General features: G+C 72.8%; 17 protein-coding genes. 9 read left to right on the forward strand and 8 right to left on the reverse strand.

Annotated elements, in window-relative coordinates; translation table 11 throughout:
* Nucleotides 1-254 precede the first annotated feature (254 nt).
* Together ACZ7KX_RS02655 and ACZ7KX_RS02660 are read left to right on the forward strand one after the other, a co-directional pair.
* Nucleotides 255-653 (forward strand): hypothetical protein, encoded by a 399-nt coding sequence (locus tag ACZ7KX_RS02655; RefSeq protein WP_402799937.1) that lies wholly within the window; start codon nucleotides 255-257, stop codon nucleotides 651-653.
* Between the two features lie 91 nt (nucleotides 654-744).
* A complete protein-coding gene (locus tag ACZ7KX_RS02660) occupies nucleotides 745-1,020 on the forward strand; it encodes a hypothetical protein (protein ID WP_470324912.1) in 276 nt (91 codons plus the stop codon).
* Here ACZ7KX_RS02660 and ACZ7KX_RS02665 read toward each other — a convergent pair.
* Complete coding sequence (locus tag ACZ7KX_RS02665; RefSeq protein ID WP_470324913.1) at nucleotides 1,004-3,928, reverse strand: AfsR/SARP family transcriptional regulator; 2,925 nt, start codon at nucleotides 3,926-3,928, stop codon at nucleotides 1,004-1,006. The two genes, ACZ7KX_RS02660 and ACZ7KX_RS02665, sit on opposite strands and share 17 nt — an antisense overlap.
* A gap of 30 nt (nucleotides 3,929-3,958) precedes the next feature.
* Nucleotides 3,959-4,999, reverse strand: coding sequence for a Scr1 family TA system antitoxin-like transcriptional regulator (locus tag ACZ7KX_RS02670; protein ID WP_470324914.1), 1,041 nt, complete (start codon nucleotides 4,997-4,999; stop codon nucleotides 3,959-3,961).
* A gap of 209 nt (nucleotides 5,000-5,208) precedes the next feature.
* Between ACZ7KX_RS02670 and ACZ7KX_RS02675 the strand changes: the two genes are divergently transcribed.
* The 5 genes from ACZ7KX_RS02675 (at nucleotide 5,209) to ACZ7KX_RS02695 (ending at nucleotide 7,167) form a co-directional block, all read left to right on the forward strand.
* Nucleotides 5,209-5,433 carry a hypothetical protein gene (locus ACZ7KX_RS02675; protein ID WP_470324915.1) on the forward strand — a complete coding sequence of 75 codons (225 nt, stop codon included), beginning with the start codon at nucleotides 5,209-5,211 and terminating at the stop codon, nucleotides 5,431-5,433.
* A gap of 8 nt (nucleotides 5,434-5,441) precedes the next feature.
* Nucleotides 5,442-5,669, forward strand: coding sequence for a hypothetical protein (locus ACZ7KX_RS02680; RefSeq protein WP_350525747.1), 228 nt, complete (start codon nucleotides 5,442-5,444; stop codon nucleotides 5,667-5,669).
* A 32-nt stretch (nucleotides 5,670-5,701) separates the two neighbouring features.
* Nucleotides 5,702-5,830, forward strand: coding sequence for a hypothetical protein (locus ACZ7KX_RS02685; RefSeq protein WP_470324916.1), 129 nt, complete (start codon nucleotides 5,702-5,704; stop codon nucleotides 5,828-5,830).
* 84 nt (nucleotides 5,831-5,914) lie between these two features.
* Nucleotides 5,915-6,376 carry a DUF3592 domain-containing protein gene (locus ACZ7KX_RS02690; RefSeq protein ID WP_470324917.1) on the forward strand — a complete coding sequence of 154 codons (462 nt, stop codon included), beginning with the start codon at nucleotides 5,915-5,917 and terminating at the stop codon, nucleotides 6,374-6,376.
* Nucleotides 6,377-6,462: 86 nt separating this feature from the next.
* Entirely contained in the window at nucleotides 6,463-7,167 is a 705-nt protein-coding gene (locus ACZ7KX_RS02695) for a DUF6193 family natural product biosynthesis protein (protein ID WP_470324918.1), read from the forward strand.
* 426 nt (nucleotides 7,168-7,593) lie between these two features.
* Here ACZ7KX_RS02695 and ACZ7KX_RS02700 read toward each other — a convergent pair whose 3' ends face one another.
* The gene (locus ACZ7KX_RS02700; protein ID WP_470324919.1) at nucleotides 7,594-8,145 is read right to left on the reverse strand and encodes a helix-turn-helix domain-containing protein; all 552 of its coding nucleotides are present in this window, start codon (nucleotides 8,143-8,145) and stop codon (nucleotides 7,594-7,596) included.
* Between the two features lie 64 nt (nucleotides 8,146-8,209).
* Between ACZ7KX_RS02700 and ACZ7KX_RS02705 the strand changes: the two genes are divergently transcribed.
* On the forward strand, nucleotides 8,210-9,073 hold the full coding sequence (locus ACZ7KX_RS02705; RefSeq protein ID WP_470324920.1) for an alpha/beta fold hydrolase: 864 nt from the start codon (nucleotides 8,210-8,212) through the stop codon (nucleotides 9,071-9,073).
* A 73-nt stretch (nucleotides 9,074-9,146) separates the two neighbouring features.
* On the opposite strand, the gene ACZ7KX_RS02710 is transcribed toward ACZ7KX_RS02705, so the two are convergent.
* From ACZ7KX_RS02710 to bioB, 4 genes are read right to left on the reverse strand one after another with little or no spacing between them, the layout of a single operon-like run.
* A complete protein-coding gene (locus tag ACZ7KX_RS02710) occupies nucleotides 9,147-9,593 on the reverse strand; it encodes a hypothetical protein (RefSeq protein ID WP_470324921.1) in 447 nt (148 codons plus the stop codon).
* A 54-nt stretch (nucleotides 9,594-9,647) separates the two neighbouring features.
* On the reverse strand, nucleotides 9,648-10,469 hold the full coding sequence (bioD, locus tag ACZ7KX_RS02715; RefSeq protein ID WP_470324922.1) for a dethiobiotin synthase: 822 nt from the start codon (nucleotides 10,467-10,469) through the stop codon (nucleotides 9,648-9,650).
* Nucleotides 10,466-11,770 (reverse strand): adenosylmethionine--8-amino-7-oxononanoate transaminase, encoded by a 1,305-nt coding sequence (locus tag ACZ7KX_RS02720; protein ID WP_470324923.1) that lies wholly within the window; start codon nucleotides 11,768-11,770, stop codon nucleotides 10,466-10,468. The genes bioD and ACZ7KX_RS02720 overlap by 4 nt, the downstream gene beginning before the upstream one ends.
* Nucleotides 11,771-11,787: 17 nt before the next feature.
* Nucleotides 11,788-13,011, reverse strand: a complete 1,224-nt coding sequence (gene bioB / locus ACZ7KX_RS02725; protein WP_470324924.1) for a biotin synthase BioB — start codon at nucleotides 13,009-13,011, stop codon at nucleotides 11,788-11,790.
* A 259-nt stretch (nucleotides 13,012-13,270) separates the two neighbouring features.
* On the opposite strand from bioB, the gene ACZ7KX_RS02730 reads away from it, so the two are divergent.
* Complete coding sequence (locus tag ACZ7KX_RS02730) at nucleotides 13,271-14,176, forward strand: hypothetical protein (protein WP_470324925.1); 906 nt, start codon at nucleotides 13,271-13,273, stop codon at nucleotides 14,174-14,176.
* A 97-nt stretch (nucleotides 14,177-14,273) separates the two neighbouring features.
* On the opposite strand, the gene ACZ7KX_RS02735 is transcribed toward ACZ7KX_RS02730, so the two are convergent.
* Nucleotides 14,274-16,766, reverse strand: coding sequence for a DEAD/DEAH box helicase (locus ACZ7KX_RS02735; protein ID WP_470325097.1), 2,493 nt, complete (start codon nucleotides 16,764-16,766; stop codon nucleotides 14,274-14,276).
* Nucleotides 16,767-16,809 lie beyond the last annotated feature (43 nt).

The raw sequence follows: 16,809 nt of genomic DNA on the forward strand, positions 1-16,809 counted from the left end.
GACCGCGCCGGTGGAGCCGCCCGGCGGGCCCGACGGGGGCATCGGCCCTGCGTACGGGCCGTGAACGCCGCCGTTCGCCGCGCAGCTCCCCGGCCGTCACCGAGGGCCGACCCGCCCCGATCGGCCCCCGTCGGAACCCGGCGACCGGTGCCGGGCGTTGCCCGGATACCCCTGCCGCCCGCCGCCGGGGCGGGCATCATGGGCCGCGACGGGACCTCGTGGAACGGGCGGAACAGCGGAACAGGAGTCGACCGATGAGAAGGCCGATGGTGGAGTTCGGCTGCGTGAAGTGCTACGGCGGGGACGCGCAGGCGGTGTGGCGCGGGCAGCGGGAGGGGTTCGAGCACGAGACCGACGTGGTGGACGGCTCACGCTTCGCCGTGGACGTCCGGCGCTGCCGCGGCTGCTCGCAGCGGTTCGTCTGGATCTTCACCGAGTCCGTCGACTGGATGGGCGGAGACGACTCCCGGCACGTGACGGTCATGCCGCTGACCGCCGCCGAGGCCACCGGCCTGACCGCCGGCACGCTGCGCCCCCTCGACCTCGGCGCGCTCGGCCGCGACCGCCGCCACCTGGACCACGACTGGCCCACCGGCGGCCCGGCCAGCCTCCACTGGAACTCCGGCCCGTTCCGGGTCGCGGGGGCCGGCTGAGGCCGGGCGGGGGCCGCTGCGTTGATCGGCTGTCTACCGGACCCTGCGAGTGTGTGGACGCTTGATCACACGCGAGTAGGGAGCGTCAGCAGTGCCTGGAAAGATTGTCGTCCGCGCGGCCGTTGCCGGTGCGGCGGTCCTGGTGTCGGTCGTGGGTGCCCTCGCCGTCGGTGCGGGAGGTCCGGTTCGGCACGGTTCACCGGCCGGGTCGACCGCCCCGGCCGCGCAGCTCTGCGGCGGGCCGGACGACGACGTGCAGTGCCTGGCGAGCAAGGTCGCCTGGAACGGGACCGGTCTCGTCGTCGCCCCGACCGTCACTCCGACCGTCGCCCCGACCGTCGCCCCGACCGTCACTCCGAAGCCGTGAGGGCGCCGTCGGCGGTGGCCAGCCCGGTCAGCAGCGACGTGGCGTCGGCGGACTCCGGCGCGCTCAGCCGGCTGAGCAGCAGGTGCGCCTGCTCCTCGTGAGTCCGCGCGTCGAGGTGGTCGCCGCGGGCCGTCATCGCATGGGCCAGCACCAGGTGGGCGAGAGCGCGTTCGCGCTGTCGCCCACCCTGCGTTGCGAGGCCCAGCGCCCGCTGCGCCTCGTGCACGGCCTCGTCGACCCGTCCGAGCAGGCGCAGGACGTCGGCCAGCCGGCTGCGGGCCGCCGACTCGCGGTCCAGATCCCCGGCGGGGTTCGCACGGTCGATGCAGCACCGCAGCTGCGCGGCGGCGTCGTCCAGCCGGCCCAGCACCTGCTGGGCCAGCCCGAGGACGTAGTGCACGTAGGCGGCCATCGCCGCATCGGCGGCCCCGTCGGCCGGCTCGGCGAGGAGCCGGTGGCAGGTCTCCACCGCCGCGGCCGCGTGACCGCTGCGGATCCGGGACAGCGCCGCGTTCGCGGTGCTCGCCACCTCGCCGGAGCGGTGCCCGAGGCGCCGGGCGAGTGCCGCCGCCTCGTCGAAGGCGGTGATCGCCTCGTCGTGCCGGCCCTCGGCCTGCGCGATGAGGCCCAGGTCGTTCAGGGCCTGCCGGAGCACCGCCGGATCGGCCGCGTCGTGGCAGGCCCGGGCCGCCAGCCGGGCCTCGACGCCGGCCTCGTCGAGCCGGGCCCGGGCCAGCAGGATCGTGCCGAGCAGGAAGCGGGAACGGCCCTCCGCGGCACGGTCGCCGCAGTCCACGGCGGCGCTGACGAGGAGCCGGGCCGCCTCCTCCGCCCGTCCGCCGAAGGCACCGAGGCCGAGCGGGCTGAGGGCGATCAACAGGTCGATGGCGAAGCGGAGTTCGGAGGCGGAGCGGAGCTTGTCGGCGGCTGCGGGGTCGCCCGTCGCGACGGCCGCGGCGAGTGCCACCGCGCTCGGAGTCTCGGCGCGCGCCCACCGGCGGGCGTGCGCCAGGTCGGCGAAGACTGGGCCCGGTGCGGCGGGCAGCGGTAGCGGCTCGCCGAAGACGTCGGCCACCGGGTCGCCGGGGACGGCGAGCGCGAAGGCCGTACGGGCTGCACCGAGCAGCAGGGCCAGCAGCCGCCGGTGCGCGGTGGGTCGTTCGGCAGTGTCGAGGCGCAGGGACGTCCGGCGGGCGAAGGCGCGCACCAGGTCGTGGTACCGGTAGCGTCCGGCGCCGATCGACTCCAGCAGCGCCTGGTCCACCAGCGCTTCCGCGAGGTGCTCCGCCCGGTCCTCGGTGAGGCCCAGGACGGCGGCGGCCGACGCCAGTCCGATGTCCGGCTCGATCCAGGACAGCATCCGGAACGCCGTCGCGAGCGGTGGTTCGAGCAGCCGGTAGCTGAGCTCGAAGACCTGCTCGATGGCGACGTCGCGGGTGCGGAGCGCGGTGATGCCCTCGCGGTCGTCGGCCAGGCGGGCGACGAGATCGGCGATCGGCTGGTCCGGGGTCGCGGCGAGCCGGGCGGCCGCGATCCGTACGGCGAGCGGGAGGCGGCCGCAGGCCTCGACCAGCAGCCCGGCGTCGGCGCGCTGGGCGGACCGGCGGGCCGTGCCGATGACGGAGTCCAGCAGCCCGATCGCCTCGTCCTCGCTGAACACGTCCAGTGCGACGTGCAGGACCGACGGCACGCTGTAGAGCACCGTGCGGCTGGTGACGATCACCGCACAGTCGGGCGAACCGGGCAGGAGCGGCTGGATCTGGGCGTCATCGCGGGCGTTGTCGAGGAGGATGAGCAGGCGCTTGCCGGCGCTGGCCGTGCGGAAGAGCGCCGACCTGCCGGGAAGGTCCTTGGGGACGGCGGCGGGCCGGACACCCAGGGTCGTCAGGAAGTCGGCCAGGATGTCGGACGCGCTGGCGGGCACCAGGTCGGCGCCCCGCAGGTCCGCGTGGAGGCGGCCGTCGGGGAAGCCGGGGCGGAGGGCGTGGGCGGCACGGACGGCGAGGGCCGTCTTCCCGACGCCGGCCATGCCGGTGACCGTCACCAGGCGCAGGCCGGGGCCGGAGTGGTCGGTGAGCGCTCGGGTGATGTCGGTGACGTGGTGCCGTCGGCCGGTGAAGTGCGGGAGGGCCGGGGGGAGTTGGTCCGGGTCGGTCAGTTCGCCGCGCAGGGAGGCGAGCTCGGGGCCCGGCTCGATCCCCAGGTGTTCGACGAGTCGCGCGTGCAGGGCGTCGTAGACGGCGCGGGCCTCCGGCGTACGGCCCCGGCGGTGCAGCGCTCGTATGAGGAGCCCCTGCAGGCGCTCGCGGAACGGGTGGTCGGCGGCCAGCGCCTCCAACTCCGGGAGATAGTCGGAGGGGTCGGCGGCCAGGGTGACGTCGAAGGCGAGGCGCTCTTCCAGGAGGGTGAGGCGGAGCTCGGCGAGACGATCCCGCTCGCGGTCGATGAAGGGGCCCGGCAGGCCGGCGAGCGGGTCGCCGCGCCAGAGCGAGAGAGCCTCGGCGAGGTGGGCGCGGGCGCGGTCGGGCTGGTCTGGGGAGCACCGGCCGGCCAGCTCGTGGAGGTGTTTGGCCCGCCAGAGGTCGATCTGGTCCGCGTCGATCGCCAGCCGGTATCCGCCTGCCTGGGAAAGGAGGACGGTGGGGGTGCCGCGGGACGGCTCCAGGAGCTTCCGCAGCTGGGAGACGTAGGAGCGCAGGGCGACGACGGGTGAACCGGGCGGATGGTCGCCCCACAGGTCGTGGACCAGTTCGTCGACGGTGACGACGGAGTCGGGCCGGAGGAGGAGGGCGACCAGGACGGACCGCTGCCGGGGCGCACCCGGTTCGAGGGCCGTGGCGGCCCGCTGCACCCGCAGCGGCCCGAGCAGCGCGAAGCTGAGCGGATTCGGATCACCGACTAACGGCAAGGCATTCCCCCCGAGGGACAGGTGAGCGGATCAGACGGTGCCGAAGTCGCCCGCCTTGACACCGGCGATGAACGACTGCCAGGCGTCCGTGCCGAAGGCGAGCTGCGGGCCGTGCGGGTCCTTGCTGTCGCGGACCGGGAGAACACCTGGGAAGCCGGGCGCGACCTCGACGCACTGTCCACCGCCGTTGCTGTAGGAGGACTTGAGCCAGGAGGTGGGCTTGGCGGCCGCGATGGGGAACATGGCGTCGAACTCCTTGAGACGGCTACGGATGAGGGACAACGAGTCCTCACAGGACAGGGCTTGAGCCTGCAACCAATCGTATGTCCTTGCGAGGGAGCGGATCTGCTCCTCGTCGTCGCGTTCGACGTAGCCTCGTTGGATGGTTTCGAGATAGGCCATCCACTTCTCGTCCGGGCTGGTCAGCAGTGTGAACTGCATGGTTGTCGGGACGTGTTCGCCGAGGCTGAACGGCGCGATCTGCAGCGTGACATGTGGAAGGTCGGCCACGCTCTCCAGCCGGCGAAGCTGCTCAGCCATGACGAACGGGCCGCCAACGGGCCGCAGACAGCTTTCGTCCATGACGATGTGGACGGAGGGTGATGGTTCGCGGTACAGCAGGGCCTGCCGCGCCATGCGGACATTTAGGCGTTCGATGGCCCTGTCCTTGGGGATCTCGCCTCTTCGGGCTGCAGCGTTGATGAGTGCCGAGGCATAGCTCCGGGTCTGGAGCAGCCCGGGAATGACGCTCAGTTCGTAGATCTTGAGGGCACTCGCCTTGGTCTCGTGCTCGATGTAGGCGAGGAATCCACCGATCAGAGTGCTGCTCTTCGTGCTCCAGTACAGGAGTTCAAGCGCTCCGCAGGTGTCGAGTACCTTGTCGGCTCTCCGGAGGAGGTTCAGCGGAGCGGGACGCGCACCGGTCTCGATCAGGGAGATCAGGGAGTCGCTGTAGTTGATGAGCTCCCCGAGTTCGACCTGGGTGAGCCCCCTCGCCTTGCGGAAGCGGCGCAGCTGGACGCCGATGGCCTTGTTCGGGGAAGCGCTTGAGTCAAGTTCCAGCTCGGGCATGGTGATCACTCGATTCCACAACATGCGCTGTCAAAGAAAAGCTCTTCCGATGCTAGCCACAGGCAGCCACTCTTGGTGAGGAGTTGGCAACAGAGAGGAACTGGTCGGTGGATATGACGAACACTCAATCTGGCGAAAGCCTGATTCTTCGGCGGAACTTCCCGCCCTGCCTCTGCTCGCAGTGCGGCGATTCCGTCCCCGAGGCCCGCATGTCCTCCAGCTCCATCGCCCCGGCGGCGCCGCCCGTTCGACGGGTGGCGCCGCCCTCCTCCCCCTACCGCCCCTCCTCCGTCGGCGAGCGGGTCTTCGACGTCCGCTCCGGCCGGTGGGCCGCCTTCATGGGCTGGCAGCACGGCCTCGCCTTCCTCCGTCCCCTCGGCGGCGGCACCGAGTGGGACACCGAAGCGCGTTGGATCACGAACACCGAACAGTGAGATGCCCCATGAGCAGCATGATCGACAAGATCACGGCCGAGGACCGTCGCGCCGCGGCCGACATTCTCGACGACCTCCAGGCCGTCCTGAGCGCCGCCGCCGTCAAACTCCCGTCCCTCGGCATCGACTGGCGCTCGGCCAAGGCCACCGGCGTCATCCTGATCGACCTCGGGGCCGCCCGGCCGGACGTCATCGAGCAGCTGGTCGTCGTCCTCCGCAGAGGTATGCGCCCGTAGTCGCCGCCGGTCTCATCACCGTCGGCCCCCTCGTGATCGCCGGCTTCGCTCTCCTGCTGATCCCGGAGGACGTCCCCGCACCGGCGCGCGGCCTGGTGTTCGCCCTCGCCTTCCTCGCCGCCTCGACCGGCGGATTCGCGTTCGTCGCCGGGTGGATGTGAGCCCACCCCTGGACGACCTGCCGGACGGGAGGTCTATGCTCTGGCCGAGCAACTGGGGGGATCATGGCGCGGAAAGCGTCCGGAATGCCGCTCTACAACAGAACGGCGTTGGTCATCGGGCTCGTCGTCTTCGGCGGCTTCATCCTGCTGAGCCTGGCGGCGATCGGGGCCCAGGCGCGCTACCACTACCGCTACGCCGATGCCGAACGGGTGCAGGCCACGGTGGTGACGGCGGAGTACCACGGCCCGATGGGGGAGCGGCCGGGCAGGATCGTGCTCGCGCTGGCCGACGGCCGGGAGGTCACGCCCGACCACGACCTGGCCGGCGGCGTGCCGACCGGGCTCGCCACGGGCGCGGTGCGGACCGTGCTCGTCAACCCGCAGAAGCCCGCCACGGTGGCCTTCCCGGCACAGGTGGGGTGGAAGGCCGTGCTGATCCCGTGGGCGCTGGGGCTGCCGGTCGGCGTGGTCGGCACGGCGGGCATGCTGCTCTACCGCTCATTCTGGGGCCGCGCGCCGGTCGCCGTGACGGCGCCGCGCGCGTGAGCACCCAGGCCCGGTCTGTCGGCCGGGGCCCTTTCCCACGTGCCCCGGCCGTGTACCGACGGGCCGGACAGCGGCACACTGGGCTCATGAACTCCGGGGCGGGGCTTGGCGAAGGCGGTTGGGACGAGGACGGGGCCCTGCGGGCCGTCCTGAGGCACGCGGCCGGGGAACTCGGGCTCGACCTGCCCGAGACGGACGGCAAGTGGCGCCGCCTGGCGGAGTACGTCGACGCGGAAGGCGCCCGGCGCGCGGTGGTGTACCCGCCCGACAGGGGGCGGCGGACCTTCCAGGTGGACCTCAAGGACGACGGCACCCGCCTGGCCTGGGGCCGGACCTCGGACCCGGCCAAGGTGGCCGGAGCGGTGGCGGCGTGGACGGGCGGTGCGGGGCTCGAAGGCACCAGGGCGCGCGCCTCGTTCGTCCGGTTCAGCCCGTGGGCCCTCGTCCACGAGCGGGAGCCGCTCGGTGCCGTCGAGTTGGCCTGGTGCCTCAAGCTGGACCGCGTCCACACACCGCCGTACAGCCGGCACCCGCGTGCCCACGCGCTGCTGGCGGCGGCGTACGCCCAGCCGGTGCTCCGTCGGCTGATGCCGGTCAACAGCCACTTCGACCTCTGGTTCTCCACCAGCGTCGAGCGGGGCGGGAGCGTCGGCTACTCCATCTGCCCGAACGACGAGGGCCTGTACGGGGTGTGGCACCACGGCGAGTTGGTCGCGCGCACCGAGATGCCGGAGGAAGCCGTCGCCCTCGTGGTGGCCGCCCTCCCGGAGGGGATCGGGCCGGCGAGCTGAGGCGGCGCGGCGGGCGGCCGGAGGCCGGTGCCGGGCATCAGAACGGTGGTTCCTCGGAGTACCCGCCCGCCCAGGACTCGCGCGCGGCCCTGAGTCGGGCGTAGCGTTCGCGCGGTCCCGGTGGTGGCGGTCGGTGCTGGTGTCCAGCAACCGGCGGGCGTGGTCCGTCAGTTCGCCCCGGTGGGCGGTGAGTTCCGGGTGTTCCACGAGAGGAATGGCCGCGACCAGGGCCGCGTCGCCCACTCCGGAGTCGTGGCGGCCCAGGTGGGGGCGGACGGCGGCGAAGAGCGTCGGGCGGTGGTGCCGGACCGCGCGCATCTGCACGTCCGGTTGGTCACCGGCGGAGACTACCGCCTCGTCGGCCGCGGGAACCGGACGGGGCCGTGGACGGGCATCGCGGTGCGGAGCAGGGACGATGCCGTTGCCTCACGGGCGGGCCTCGTCGGGGGCCGGCGGGCCGATCGGGAAGCGGATGGGGCTGAGCAGGTAGGGGGTGCGGCCCGGGGCCGGCCGGTTGGCCAGTCGGGGGCCCAGCACCGCGAGCAACTGGGCGGTCAGCTCGGTGAGTTCGTCCGGGCTGAGCCAGAGCGTTCCCTGGCGGTAGGACACCGCGTCGGCGACCGGGTCGGCGCCGTCGCGGTCGAGGTAGGCGTTGAACTCCGCGATGAGCACGGCCATGGCGGCCGCGAAGCCCCGGCGGTGGTCGTCCGGCGTCATCGCGGCGGCGTCGTCGGCGTCGACGACCGGACGGTCCTGGCGCAGCCGGTAGTGCCGCTCGACGGCGCCGCGCACCCGCTGCTCGCCGGCCACCTCCAGGAAGCCCGCCTCGGCCAGCAGGGCGACGTGCCGGTACATGGTCACCTTCGCCACGTCGGGCATGCGCTCGCACAACTGTGTGGTGGTCAGCTCCCGGCCGCCGGCGAGCGCGTGCACCACGCGCAGGCGCACCGAGTGGAGGAGAACGTCGGTGGTGTCCATGGGCTTCACAATTCCATACTCGATACTATTATCGAAAGTGGAAACGGTGAGCCTTGGAGGGGGCATGCGTCAGGCAGCGGGGCGGGCGGTGCAGGTGAACGGTCGGACCGTCCATGTGGAGGAGTCCGGCAGCGGACCGGACCAGGTGGTCTTCGAAGCGGGAGGGGGAATGGGGCGCACCTGCTGGGACCCGGTGGTCGCCCTGTTGGCGGACCGGACGCGATTGGTCACCTACGACCGTGCCGGCTCCGGTCGCAGCGGGCGGACGGCGGCCCGGCAGGGCATCGACGACCTGGCCGCAGACCTCGTCGCGCTGGTCGAGGCGGTCGTCCCCGGCGGCTTCGTGCTCGTCGCGCACAGCATGGGCGGGCTGGTCGCCCGCCGCGCCGTGGCGGCGCTGGGGCCGCGGCTGCGGGGGCTGCTGCTGCTCGACCCGGCGGCGGAGGGCGCGCCCGTCTACGACACCTTCGACCGGACCGCGGCGATGGTCGACCGGTCCCTGAGCGTGACGCAGGCACTCTTCCGGTCCCGCCTGCTGGCCCGCCTGGCCACCGGGGACCTCCGGCGTCTCTACCCGGCGGACACCTATGCGGCGATGCTCGCCGAGGACTTCGTCCCGGCGGGCATCGCGCAGACGCGGAAGGAGGTCGCGGCCGTGGCCGAGGCCGTCCCGCGCTTCCGCGCCGAGCCGCCGGCCCCGCCGGCCTGCCCGACGGTCCTCCTCTCGGCCGCCCGGCCGCAGAAGGGCCGGGGCCGGCACCACGCGGCCCTGTCCGAGCACCGGCGGCGTTGGGCGGAGTCCCTGCCGGACGGCCGGTTCGAGACCGTGGATTCCGGCCACCTCATCCAGGCCGAGCAGCCGGGGATCGTCGCGGACCGGGTCGAACGCCTCCTCGGCCGAAGCGGCGGGCCCGAGCGGACCGGCTAGACCGGCCGGACCGGCGCGGAGAGGGCGCGGGCTCCGAGCAGTGGCTCGGAGCCCGCGCCGAATCCTACGGTCCTCAGGTGTCGCTGAGGGCGTAGGTGCGGAAAGTGGCCAGCAGCGGCAGGACTTCGGTCTTGGTGGGGTCCTCGGTGACGGCCCTCATCGCGTCGATCACGGTGTGGGCGATGATCTTGGTGGCGGAGAGGTCGTCGGGTGCGGCGAGGGTGCCCCAGGCCTTGAGCGTCTGCGTGAGCAGCGCGCTCATCCGGGCGCCGATGTTGGAGCTGACCGCGTCCGAGATCTCGGCGAGCTCCTCGTCGCTCATGGTCGAGCGCAGGCCGAAGGCCAACGCCATGAGCGTGTCCATCGCGTGCTCGCCGTACGCGGCGACCAGCGCCGGGAGCGGCTGTTCACCGGCGCTGCCCGCCGCCAGGGCGGACAGCGCCTCCTCGTCGTCCTTCCACGCCGCCTCCAGGGCGGCCAAGGCCCGCAGGGCCTCGTCTACGGTGAGCCCGTCTGTCATGGAAGGAACGGTATGCAGCCCGTAGCGCCCGTTCCCATGGTTCGGGCGCGGAGATCACACCTTCGAGCGAAGCCGGGCCCGTTCCGCGCGATGGGCGTCCGCGAAGTGCTCCGCGTCCCAGGTTCCGCCCAGCTCAGGGGCCAGGGAGGCGAGCGCGAGGCCTGTGAAGTCGTCGGCGGTGCCCGCGCGTTCGGGCAGGGCGCCGAGCAGCGGGGCACCGGCCGAGCGCGGCAGGTCGGCGAGGTTGCAGCGTTCGGCGAGGCCGGCGTCCGCGGGCCAGGAGCCGATGAGCACGCCCGCGAGCGGGAGTTCGCGCGCCGCCAGGGCCTCCGCCGTGAGAGAGACGATGTTGAGCGTGCCGAGGCCGGCGGAGGCCACCAGCAGCACCTCGGCCGGCAGTCCGGCGTCGAGGACGGCGCGGGCCTGGTCGGCGAGGGTCCGGCCCTCGTCGTCGTAGCGGACCAGCAGGCCGCCCGCGCCCTCGACCAGCACCAGGTCGTGGGTGGCGGCGAGGTCGGCAACCTCGGCCACCACTTCGGCGGGGGAGAGGTAGGGCATCCCGGCCCGCCGGGCGGCGGTGTCGGGGGCCAGCGGCTCGGGGTAGCGGACGAGCTCACGGTACGTCAGTTCGCCTGCCAGGCGACGGACTTCGGCGGCGTCGCCCGGCTCGTCGCCGGTCACGCCGGTCTGGCCGGGCTTGAGCACGGCGACCTTCAGGCCGGCCTGCAGCGCCGCCGAGGCGACGGCCGCGGTGGCGACGGTCTTGCCGACGTCCGTGTTCGTGCCGGTCACGAAGAGGACGCGCGTGCTCGCCCCGCGGTCCTGCGTTCCCGTCCCGCCGTCCTGCGTTCCCGTGCCGCCGTCCTGCGCGCTCATCCCGCCACCGCCGCGGCGGTCACGGCGGCCGCGATGCGTGCCACGTCCTCGTCCTCCGTCACATAGGGGGGCATCGTGTAGATCAGGTCCCGGAAGGGGCGCAGCCAGACGCCTTCCCGCGCGGCCGCCTCGGTCGCCGCGGCGACGTCCACCGGGTGGTCCAACTGCACGACGCCGATGGCGCCTCGGACCCGTACGTCGTGCACGCCGGGCACGTCCGCGGCGGCCGCGAGGCCGTCCCGCAGCCCGTCCTCGATCCGCTTGACCTCCAGCGCCCAGTCCTGCCCGAGCAGCAGGTCGAGCGAGGCGTTGGCGGCCGCGCAGGCCAGCGGGTTGCCCATGAAGGTCGGGCCGTGGGCGAGCACCGGCATCTCGCCGCGGCTGATCCCGTCCGCGATCTCGCCGGTGCACAGCGCGGCGGCGAGCGTCAGGTACCCACCGGTGAGCGCCTTGCCGAGGCACATCACGTCCGGCGAGACGCCCGCGTGGTCGGCGGCGAACAGGGCGCCGCTGCGGCCGAATCCGGTGGCGATCTCGTCGAAGACGAGCAACACCCCGTACCGGTCGCAGAGTTCGCGCAGCATCCGCAGGTACGCGGGGGAGTGGAACTGCATGCCGCCCGCGCCCTGGACGACCGGCTCGACGATGACGGCAGCCAGCTCGTCGGCGTGAGTCGCCAGCAACTCCTCGAACTGCGCGGCGTATCCGGCGTCGAGCGGGGCGTCGAAGCCGGCCGGCGGCTGCGGTGCGAAGAGCTGCCCGGGCAGCACCCCGCCCCACAGGTGGTGCATCCCGCCGTCCGGGTCGCAGACCGACATCGGGTGGAAGGTGTCGCCGTGGTAGCCGCCGCGCCAGGTGAGCAGCCGGCGCTTGCCCGGCCGCCCGACGGACTGCCAGTACTGCAGGCACATCTTCATCGCGACCTCGACCGAGACCGAGCCCGAGTCGGCGAGGAAGACGTGCTGCAGCGGCTCCGGGGTGATCTCGACCAGCCTGGCTGCCAGCCGGACGGCGGGCTCGTGGGTGAGCCCGCCGAACATCACGTGACTCATCCGCCCCAGCTGCTCGCGCACGGCCTCGTCCAGCACCGGGTGCCGGTAGCCGTGGATCGCCGCCCACCAGGACGACATCCCGTCGACCAGCTCGCGCCGGCCGCCCGCGACGGGTTCGGCCAGGCGCAGCCGTACGCCCGACGCGGACTCGACCACGTACGGGGTGACGGTGCCGGGCATGGGCCCGTACGGGTGCCAGACGTGGGCGCGGTCGAGGGTGAGCAGCGTGTCCGCGGACAGCGGGGGCATGAGGGGTCTCCGGAGGGTCAGGCGTTGGGCGCGAGTTCGGTGCCGGCGCCGCGGCGGCGGACCTTGACGAGGTCGCTGCGGAGCTCGTCGTCCGCTCCCTCGGCGTCCGGGGCGTCCGTGGAGGCCTGCGCCGGGGCGTGGGAGTGCCCGCCGCACGGGCCGCAGCCGCCGCCGCTGCCGCAGGCCGAGGCCGCGGTGCCGCAGCCGCCGCCGGCCTGGGCGGCCTCGGCGATGTCGGCGCGGTGGCGCGGCAGGGTGGCCTCGCCGGCGCCCTCGACCTCGAAGCCGGCGTCCTTGATCATGTCGAGGTCGGCCTGGCCGGCCTGGCCCTCACTGGTCAGGTAGTCGCCGAGGAAGATGGAGTTGGCGATGTGCAGGCCGAGCGGCTGCATGGTGCGCAGGTGCACCTCGCGGCCGCCGGCGATCCGCACCTCGGTGTCCGGGTTGACGAAGCGGACCATCGCGAGGATGCGCAGGCAGCGCTGCGGGGTGAGGTTCCACTCCTTGGCGAGCGGGGTGCCCTCGAAGGGGATCAGGAAGTTGACCGGGACGGAGTCCGAGCCGAGCTCGCGCAGCGCGAACACCACGTCGACCAGGTCCTCGTCGGTCTCGCCCATGCCCGCGATCAGGCCGGAGCAGGCGGACAGGCCCGCGCCGTGCGCCTTCTGCACGGTGTCGACCCGGTCCGCGTAGGTGTGGGTCTTGGTGATGGCCCCGTAGGTGCTCTCGGAGGTGTTGAGGTTGTGGTTGTAGGCGTCGGCGCCGGCCGCCTTGAGGCGCTCGGCCTGGTTGTCGGAGAGCAGGCCGAGGCAGACGCAGATCTCGACCGCGGGGTCGGCCTCCTTGATGGCGGCCATGGTGTCGGTGACCCGGTCGATGTCGCGGTCCGTCGGGCCGCGGCCGCTGGCGACCAGGCAGACCCGCTTGGCGCCGCCGGCCACGCCGGCCCGGGCGGCGTCGGCGGCCTGGTCCGGCTTGAGCCAGGTGTACTTGAGGATCTCGGCCTTGGACCCGAGCCGCTGCGAGCAGTACGAGCAGTCCTCCGGGCAGAGCCCGCTCTTGAGGTTCACCAGGTAGTTGAGCTTGACCCGGCGGCCGAACCAGCGGCGGCGCACCTTGCCGGCCGCGGCGACCACGTCGAGCAGCTCGTCGTCGGTGGTGGCGAGGACGGCCAGGGCCTCCTCGCGGGTCGGGACTTCGCCGCGCAGGCCCTTGGCGGTGAGGGTATCGAGCAGATCCATGGGGCGATCCTGCCTGTTCGTGATCGAGCGGCGCCAGAGCAAACCCGCCAGAAGATCGGTGTGAGGATGTGCCGATTGCCACAGTGTCGAAGCTCACGGCTCCGCCGCTGGTCACGAGCTTGACGTGAACCCGAGGTGAAGGTTACTGGCGGGTAGGTCGCTGGCGGTGCCCGTGGTGCGAGCTCCCCCGCGCGGACGATGATCCACAACCCCCGACCCCGTGATCCAGGCCACCCCCGGGGTGCTTAGAATCTGCGCCATGACCACGCAGGGGGAGCGCACCCCGACTCCGGGAGAGGGCCAGGACGGCCGGGCAGGACAGCGGACCGGCGGGGGCGCCGACGACGGCATCGGCCAGGGCGCCGACCGCAGGCGGGGCCGGCGGCTGAGCGGCCGTCGGGCGGCGGGCTGGGTCGTCGTGGCCGGCGTGGTCGTGGCCGGCGGGTGGATCATCACCCGCCCGATGCCCGGCGACTACATACCCGGACTCGGCCCGTCCACCAAGGACTCCTCCAAGACCCCTCCGGTGGTCGGCGCCCCGCCGCCGCGCACCGACTCCGAGAGCCTCAGCGTCGACAACTACTTCCCCGCCCAGCGACCGATCGAGGTCGGCGCCTACAAGGCGCGGCGCAACGGCGCCCGGCAGGGCGAGAACTGCGCCGAGGTGCTCCAGGACCGCGCCCAGGACCCGCTGAAGGACAGCGGCTGCCAGTCCTACCTGATCGTCAGCTTCAGCGGCCAGGACCGCCCGGTGCTCAGCAGCGTCACCCTGCTGCGCTTCCCCGACCAGGCCTCCGCCGCCAAGGCCGCCGACGCCCTGCGGGCCAAGCCCGGATCGGTCGCCTTCATCCTCCCCGACGCCAACAACGCCCCGGCGCAGCCCGCCGGCGCCAAGACGGGCGGCGAGCCGCGGGTCGAGACCGTCGGGCACTACGTGACGGTCACCAGCTCGCGGACCGGGGACGGCCGCCCGGCGGCCACCCCGAGCAGCACCGGCGCCACGAGCGGTACGGGCACCCCGAGCGCGCCCGTACCACCGGCGGGCGCGCCCACCGGCGGAGCCCCGACGTCGACCGGGTCGCCGACGCCCAGCACCGAGCAGACCCTGGACGAGGCCACCCGCGCGATCTCGTACGCGGCGGGCTCGCCGTTCATGTGGATGTGACAGGGCCCCAAGGTGAAAGCCCGACGGTGAATGCCCGAGCGTGACAGCCTGAAGGGGCCCGGCAATGCCGGGCCCCTTCAGGCTGCCTGACGATCCGTCAGCCGCCGAGCCGGTCCACCGCGGTCACCCGCACCACCGCCCGGCCCTCCTCGTCCGAGCCGTACAGGTCCACCTCGGCGCTGATGCCCCAGTCGTGATCGCCCTCGGGGTCGTCGAAGATCTGCCGGACCCGCCAGGCGGAGTCCTCCTCCTCGATGATGAGCATCTTCGGGCCGCGCGCGTCCGGGCCGGTACCGAGGTCGTCGTACTCCTCCCAGTACCCGTCCATGGCGTCCGCCCAGCGGTCCGCGTCCCAGCCGTACTCGCCGTCCAGCTCGGCGAGCTCCTCGTAGTGCTCCAGCGCACACAGCTCGACCCGGCGGAACATCTCGTTGCGCACCAGCACCCGGAAGGCCCGCGCGTTGGCCGTGACCGGCGCCGGCTTGTCGTCCAGCCGCACCTCGGCGGCCTGCGGCTCCGTCGGGTTGGCCAGCTGCTCCCACTCGTCCAGCAGGCTGGAGTCGACCTGGCGGACCAGCTCGCCGAGCCAGGCGATGACGTCCTTCAGGTCGTCGGTCTTCACGTCCTCGGGGACGGTCTGCTCCAGAGCCTTGAAGGCGCCCGCCAGGTAGCGCAGCACGATGCCCTCGGTGCGGGCCAGCTCGTAGAAGCCGACGTAGTCCGAGAAGGTCATCGCCCGCTCGTACAGGTCGCGGACCACGGACTTCGGCTGCAGCTGGTGGTCGCCGATCCACGGGTGCGCCCGGCGGTACACCTCGTAGGCGTGGGTGAGCAGCTCCTCCAGCGGCTTCGGGTAGGTGATCTCCTGGAGCCGCTCCATCCGCTCCTCGTACTCGATGCCGTCCCGCTTCATCTCGCCGACGGCCTCGCCGCGCGCCTTGTTCTGCTGCGCGGCGAGGATCTGGCGCGGGTCGTCGAGGGTCGCCTCGACGACCGAGATCACGTCCATCGCGTACGAGGGCGAGGTCGGGTCGAGGAGCTCGAAGGCGGCCAGCGCGAAGGTGGACAGCGGCTGGTTGAGCGCGAAGTTCTCCTGGAGGTCCAGCGTGAGGCGGACGATCCGGCCCTCGGCGTCCGGCTCCGGCAGCCGCTCCACCACGCCGCCCTCCAGCAGCGAACGGTAGATGGCGATCGCGGTGCGGATGTGCCGGCGCTGCGCGGCCTTGTCCTCGTGGTTGTCGGTGAGCAGCTTGCGCATCGCCTCGAAGGCGTTGCCGGGGCGGCCGATCACCGACAGCAGCATCGCGTGGCTCACCTTGAACCGGGAGACCAGCGGCTCCGGGTCGGCGCCGATCAGCTTCTCGAAGGTCTCCTCGGTCCAGCCGACGAAGCCCTCCGGCGCCTTCTTGCGCACCACCTTGCGCTTCTTCTTCGGGTCGTCCCCGGCCTTCGCGATCGCCTTGTCGTTCTCGATCACGTGCTCCGGCGCCTGCGCCACCACCTGGCCGACGGTGTCGAAGCCGGCCCGGCCCGCGCGCCCGGCGATCTGGTGGAACTCACGGGCGCGCAGGATGCGCACGCGCTGTCCGTCGTACTTGGACAGGGCCGTGAACAGCACCGTGCGGATCGGCACGTTGACGCCGACGCCGAGCGTGTCCGTCCCGCAGATCACCTTCAACAGGCCCGCCTGGGCGAGGCGTTCGACCAGCCGGCGGTACTTCGGCAGCATGCCCGCGTGGTGCACGCCGATGCCGTGGCGCACGAACCGGGACAGGTTGCGGCCGAACTTGGTGGTGAAGCGGAAGTTGCCGATCAGGTCGGCGATGGCCTCCTTCTCCGCCTTCGAGCACATGTTGATGCTCATCAGCGACTGCGCCCGCTCCACCGCCTCCTTCTGCGTGAAGTGCACGACGTAGACCGGCGCCTGGCCGGTCTGCAGCAGCTCCTCCAGCGTGTCGTGCATGCTGGTGCGGCGGTATTCGTAGAACAGCGGGACCGGGCGGGTCGCGTTGCGGACCACCGTCGTCGGGCGGCCGGTCCGGCGGGTCAGGTCCTCCTCGAAGCGGCGGACGTCGCCCAGCGTCGCCGACATCAGCAGGAACTGCGCCTGCGGCAGCTCCAGCAGCGGGATCTGCCAGGCCCAGCCGCGGTCCGGCTCGGCGTAGAAGTGGAACTCGTCCATGACCACCTGGCCGATGTCCGCCCGGGCGCCGTCACGCAGCGCGATCTGGGCGAGCACCTCGGCGGTGCAGCAGATGATCGGCGCGGTCGGGTTCACGCTCGCGTCGCCGGTCATCATGCCGACCTGCTCGGTGCCGAACATCTTCACCAGGTCGAAGAACTTCTCCGAGACCAACGCCTTGATCGGCGCGGTGTAGAAGGTCCGCTGCCCCTCCGCCAGCGCCGCGAAGTGCGCCCCGGCCGCCACCAGGCTCTTGCCCGACCCGGTCGGCGTCGCCAGGATCACGTTGTTCCCCGAGACCAGCTCGATCAGCGCCTCCTCCTGCGCCGGGTACAGCGTGATCCCGCGCTCCTCCGCCCAGGCGGCGAACGTCTCGTACAGCGCGTCGGGCGTGGCGGGCTTCGGCATCAGATCAAGGAGGGTCACCCGGCTATCTTGCCTGCTCGCCGCC

This window comes from Kitasatospora sp. NPDC038210, assembly GCF_055600605.1.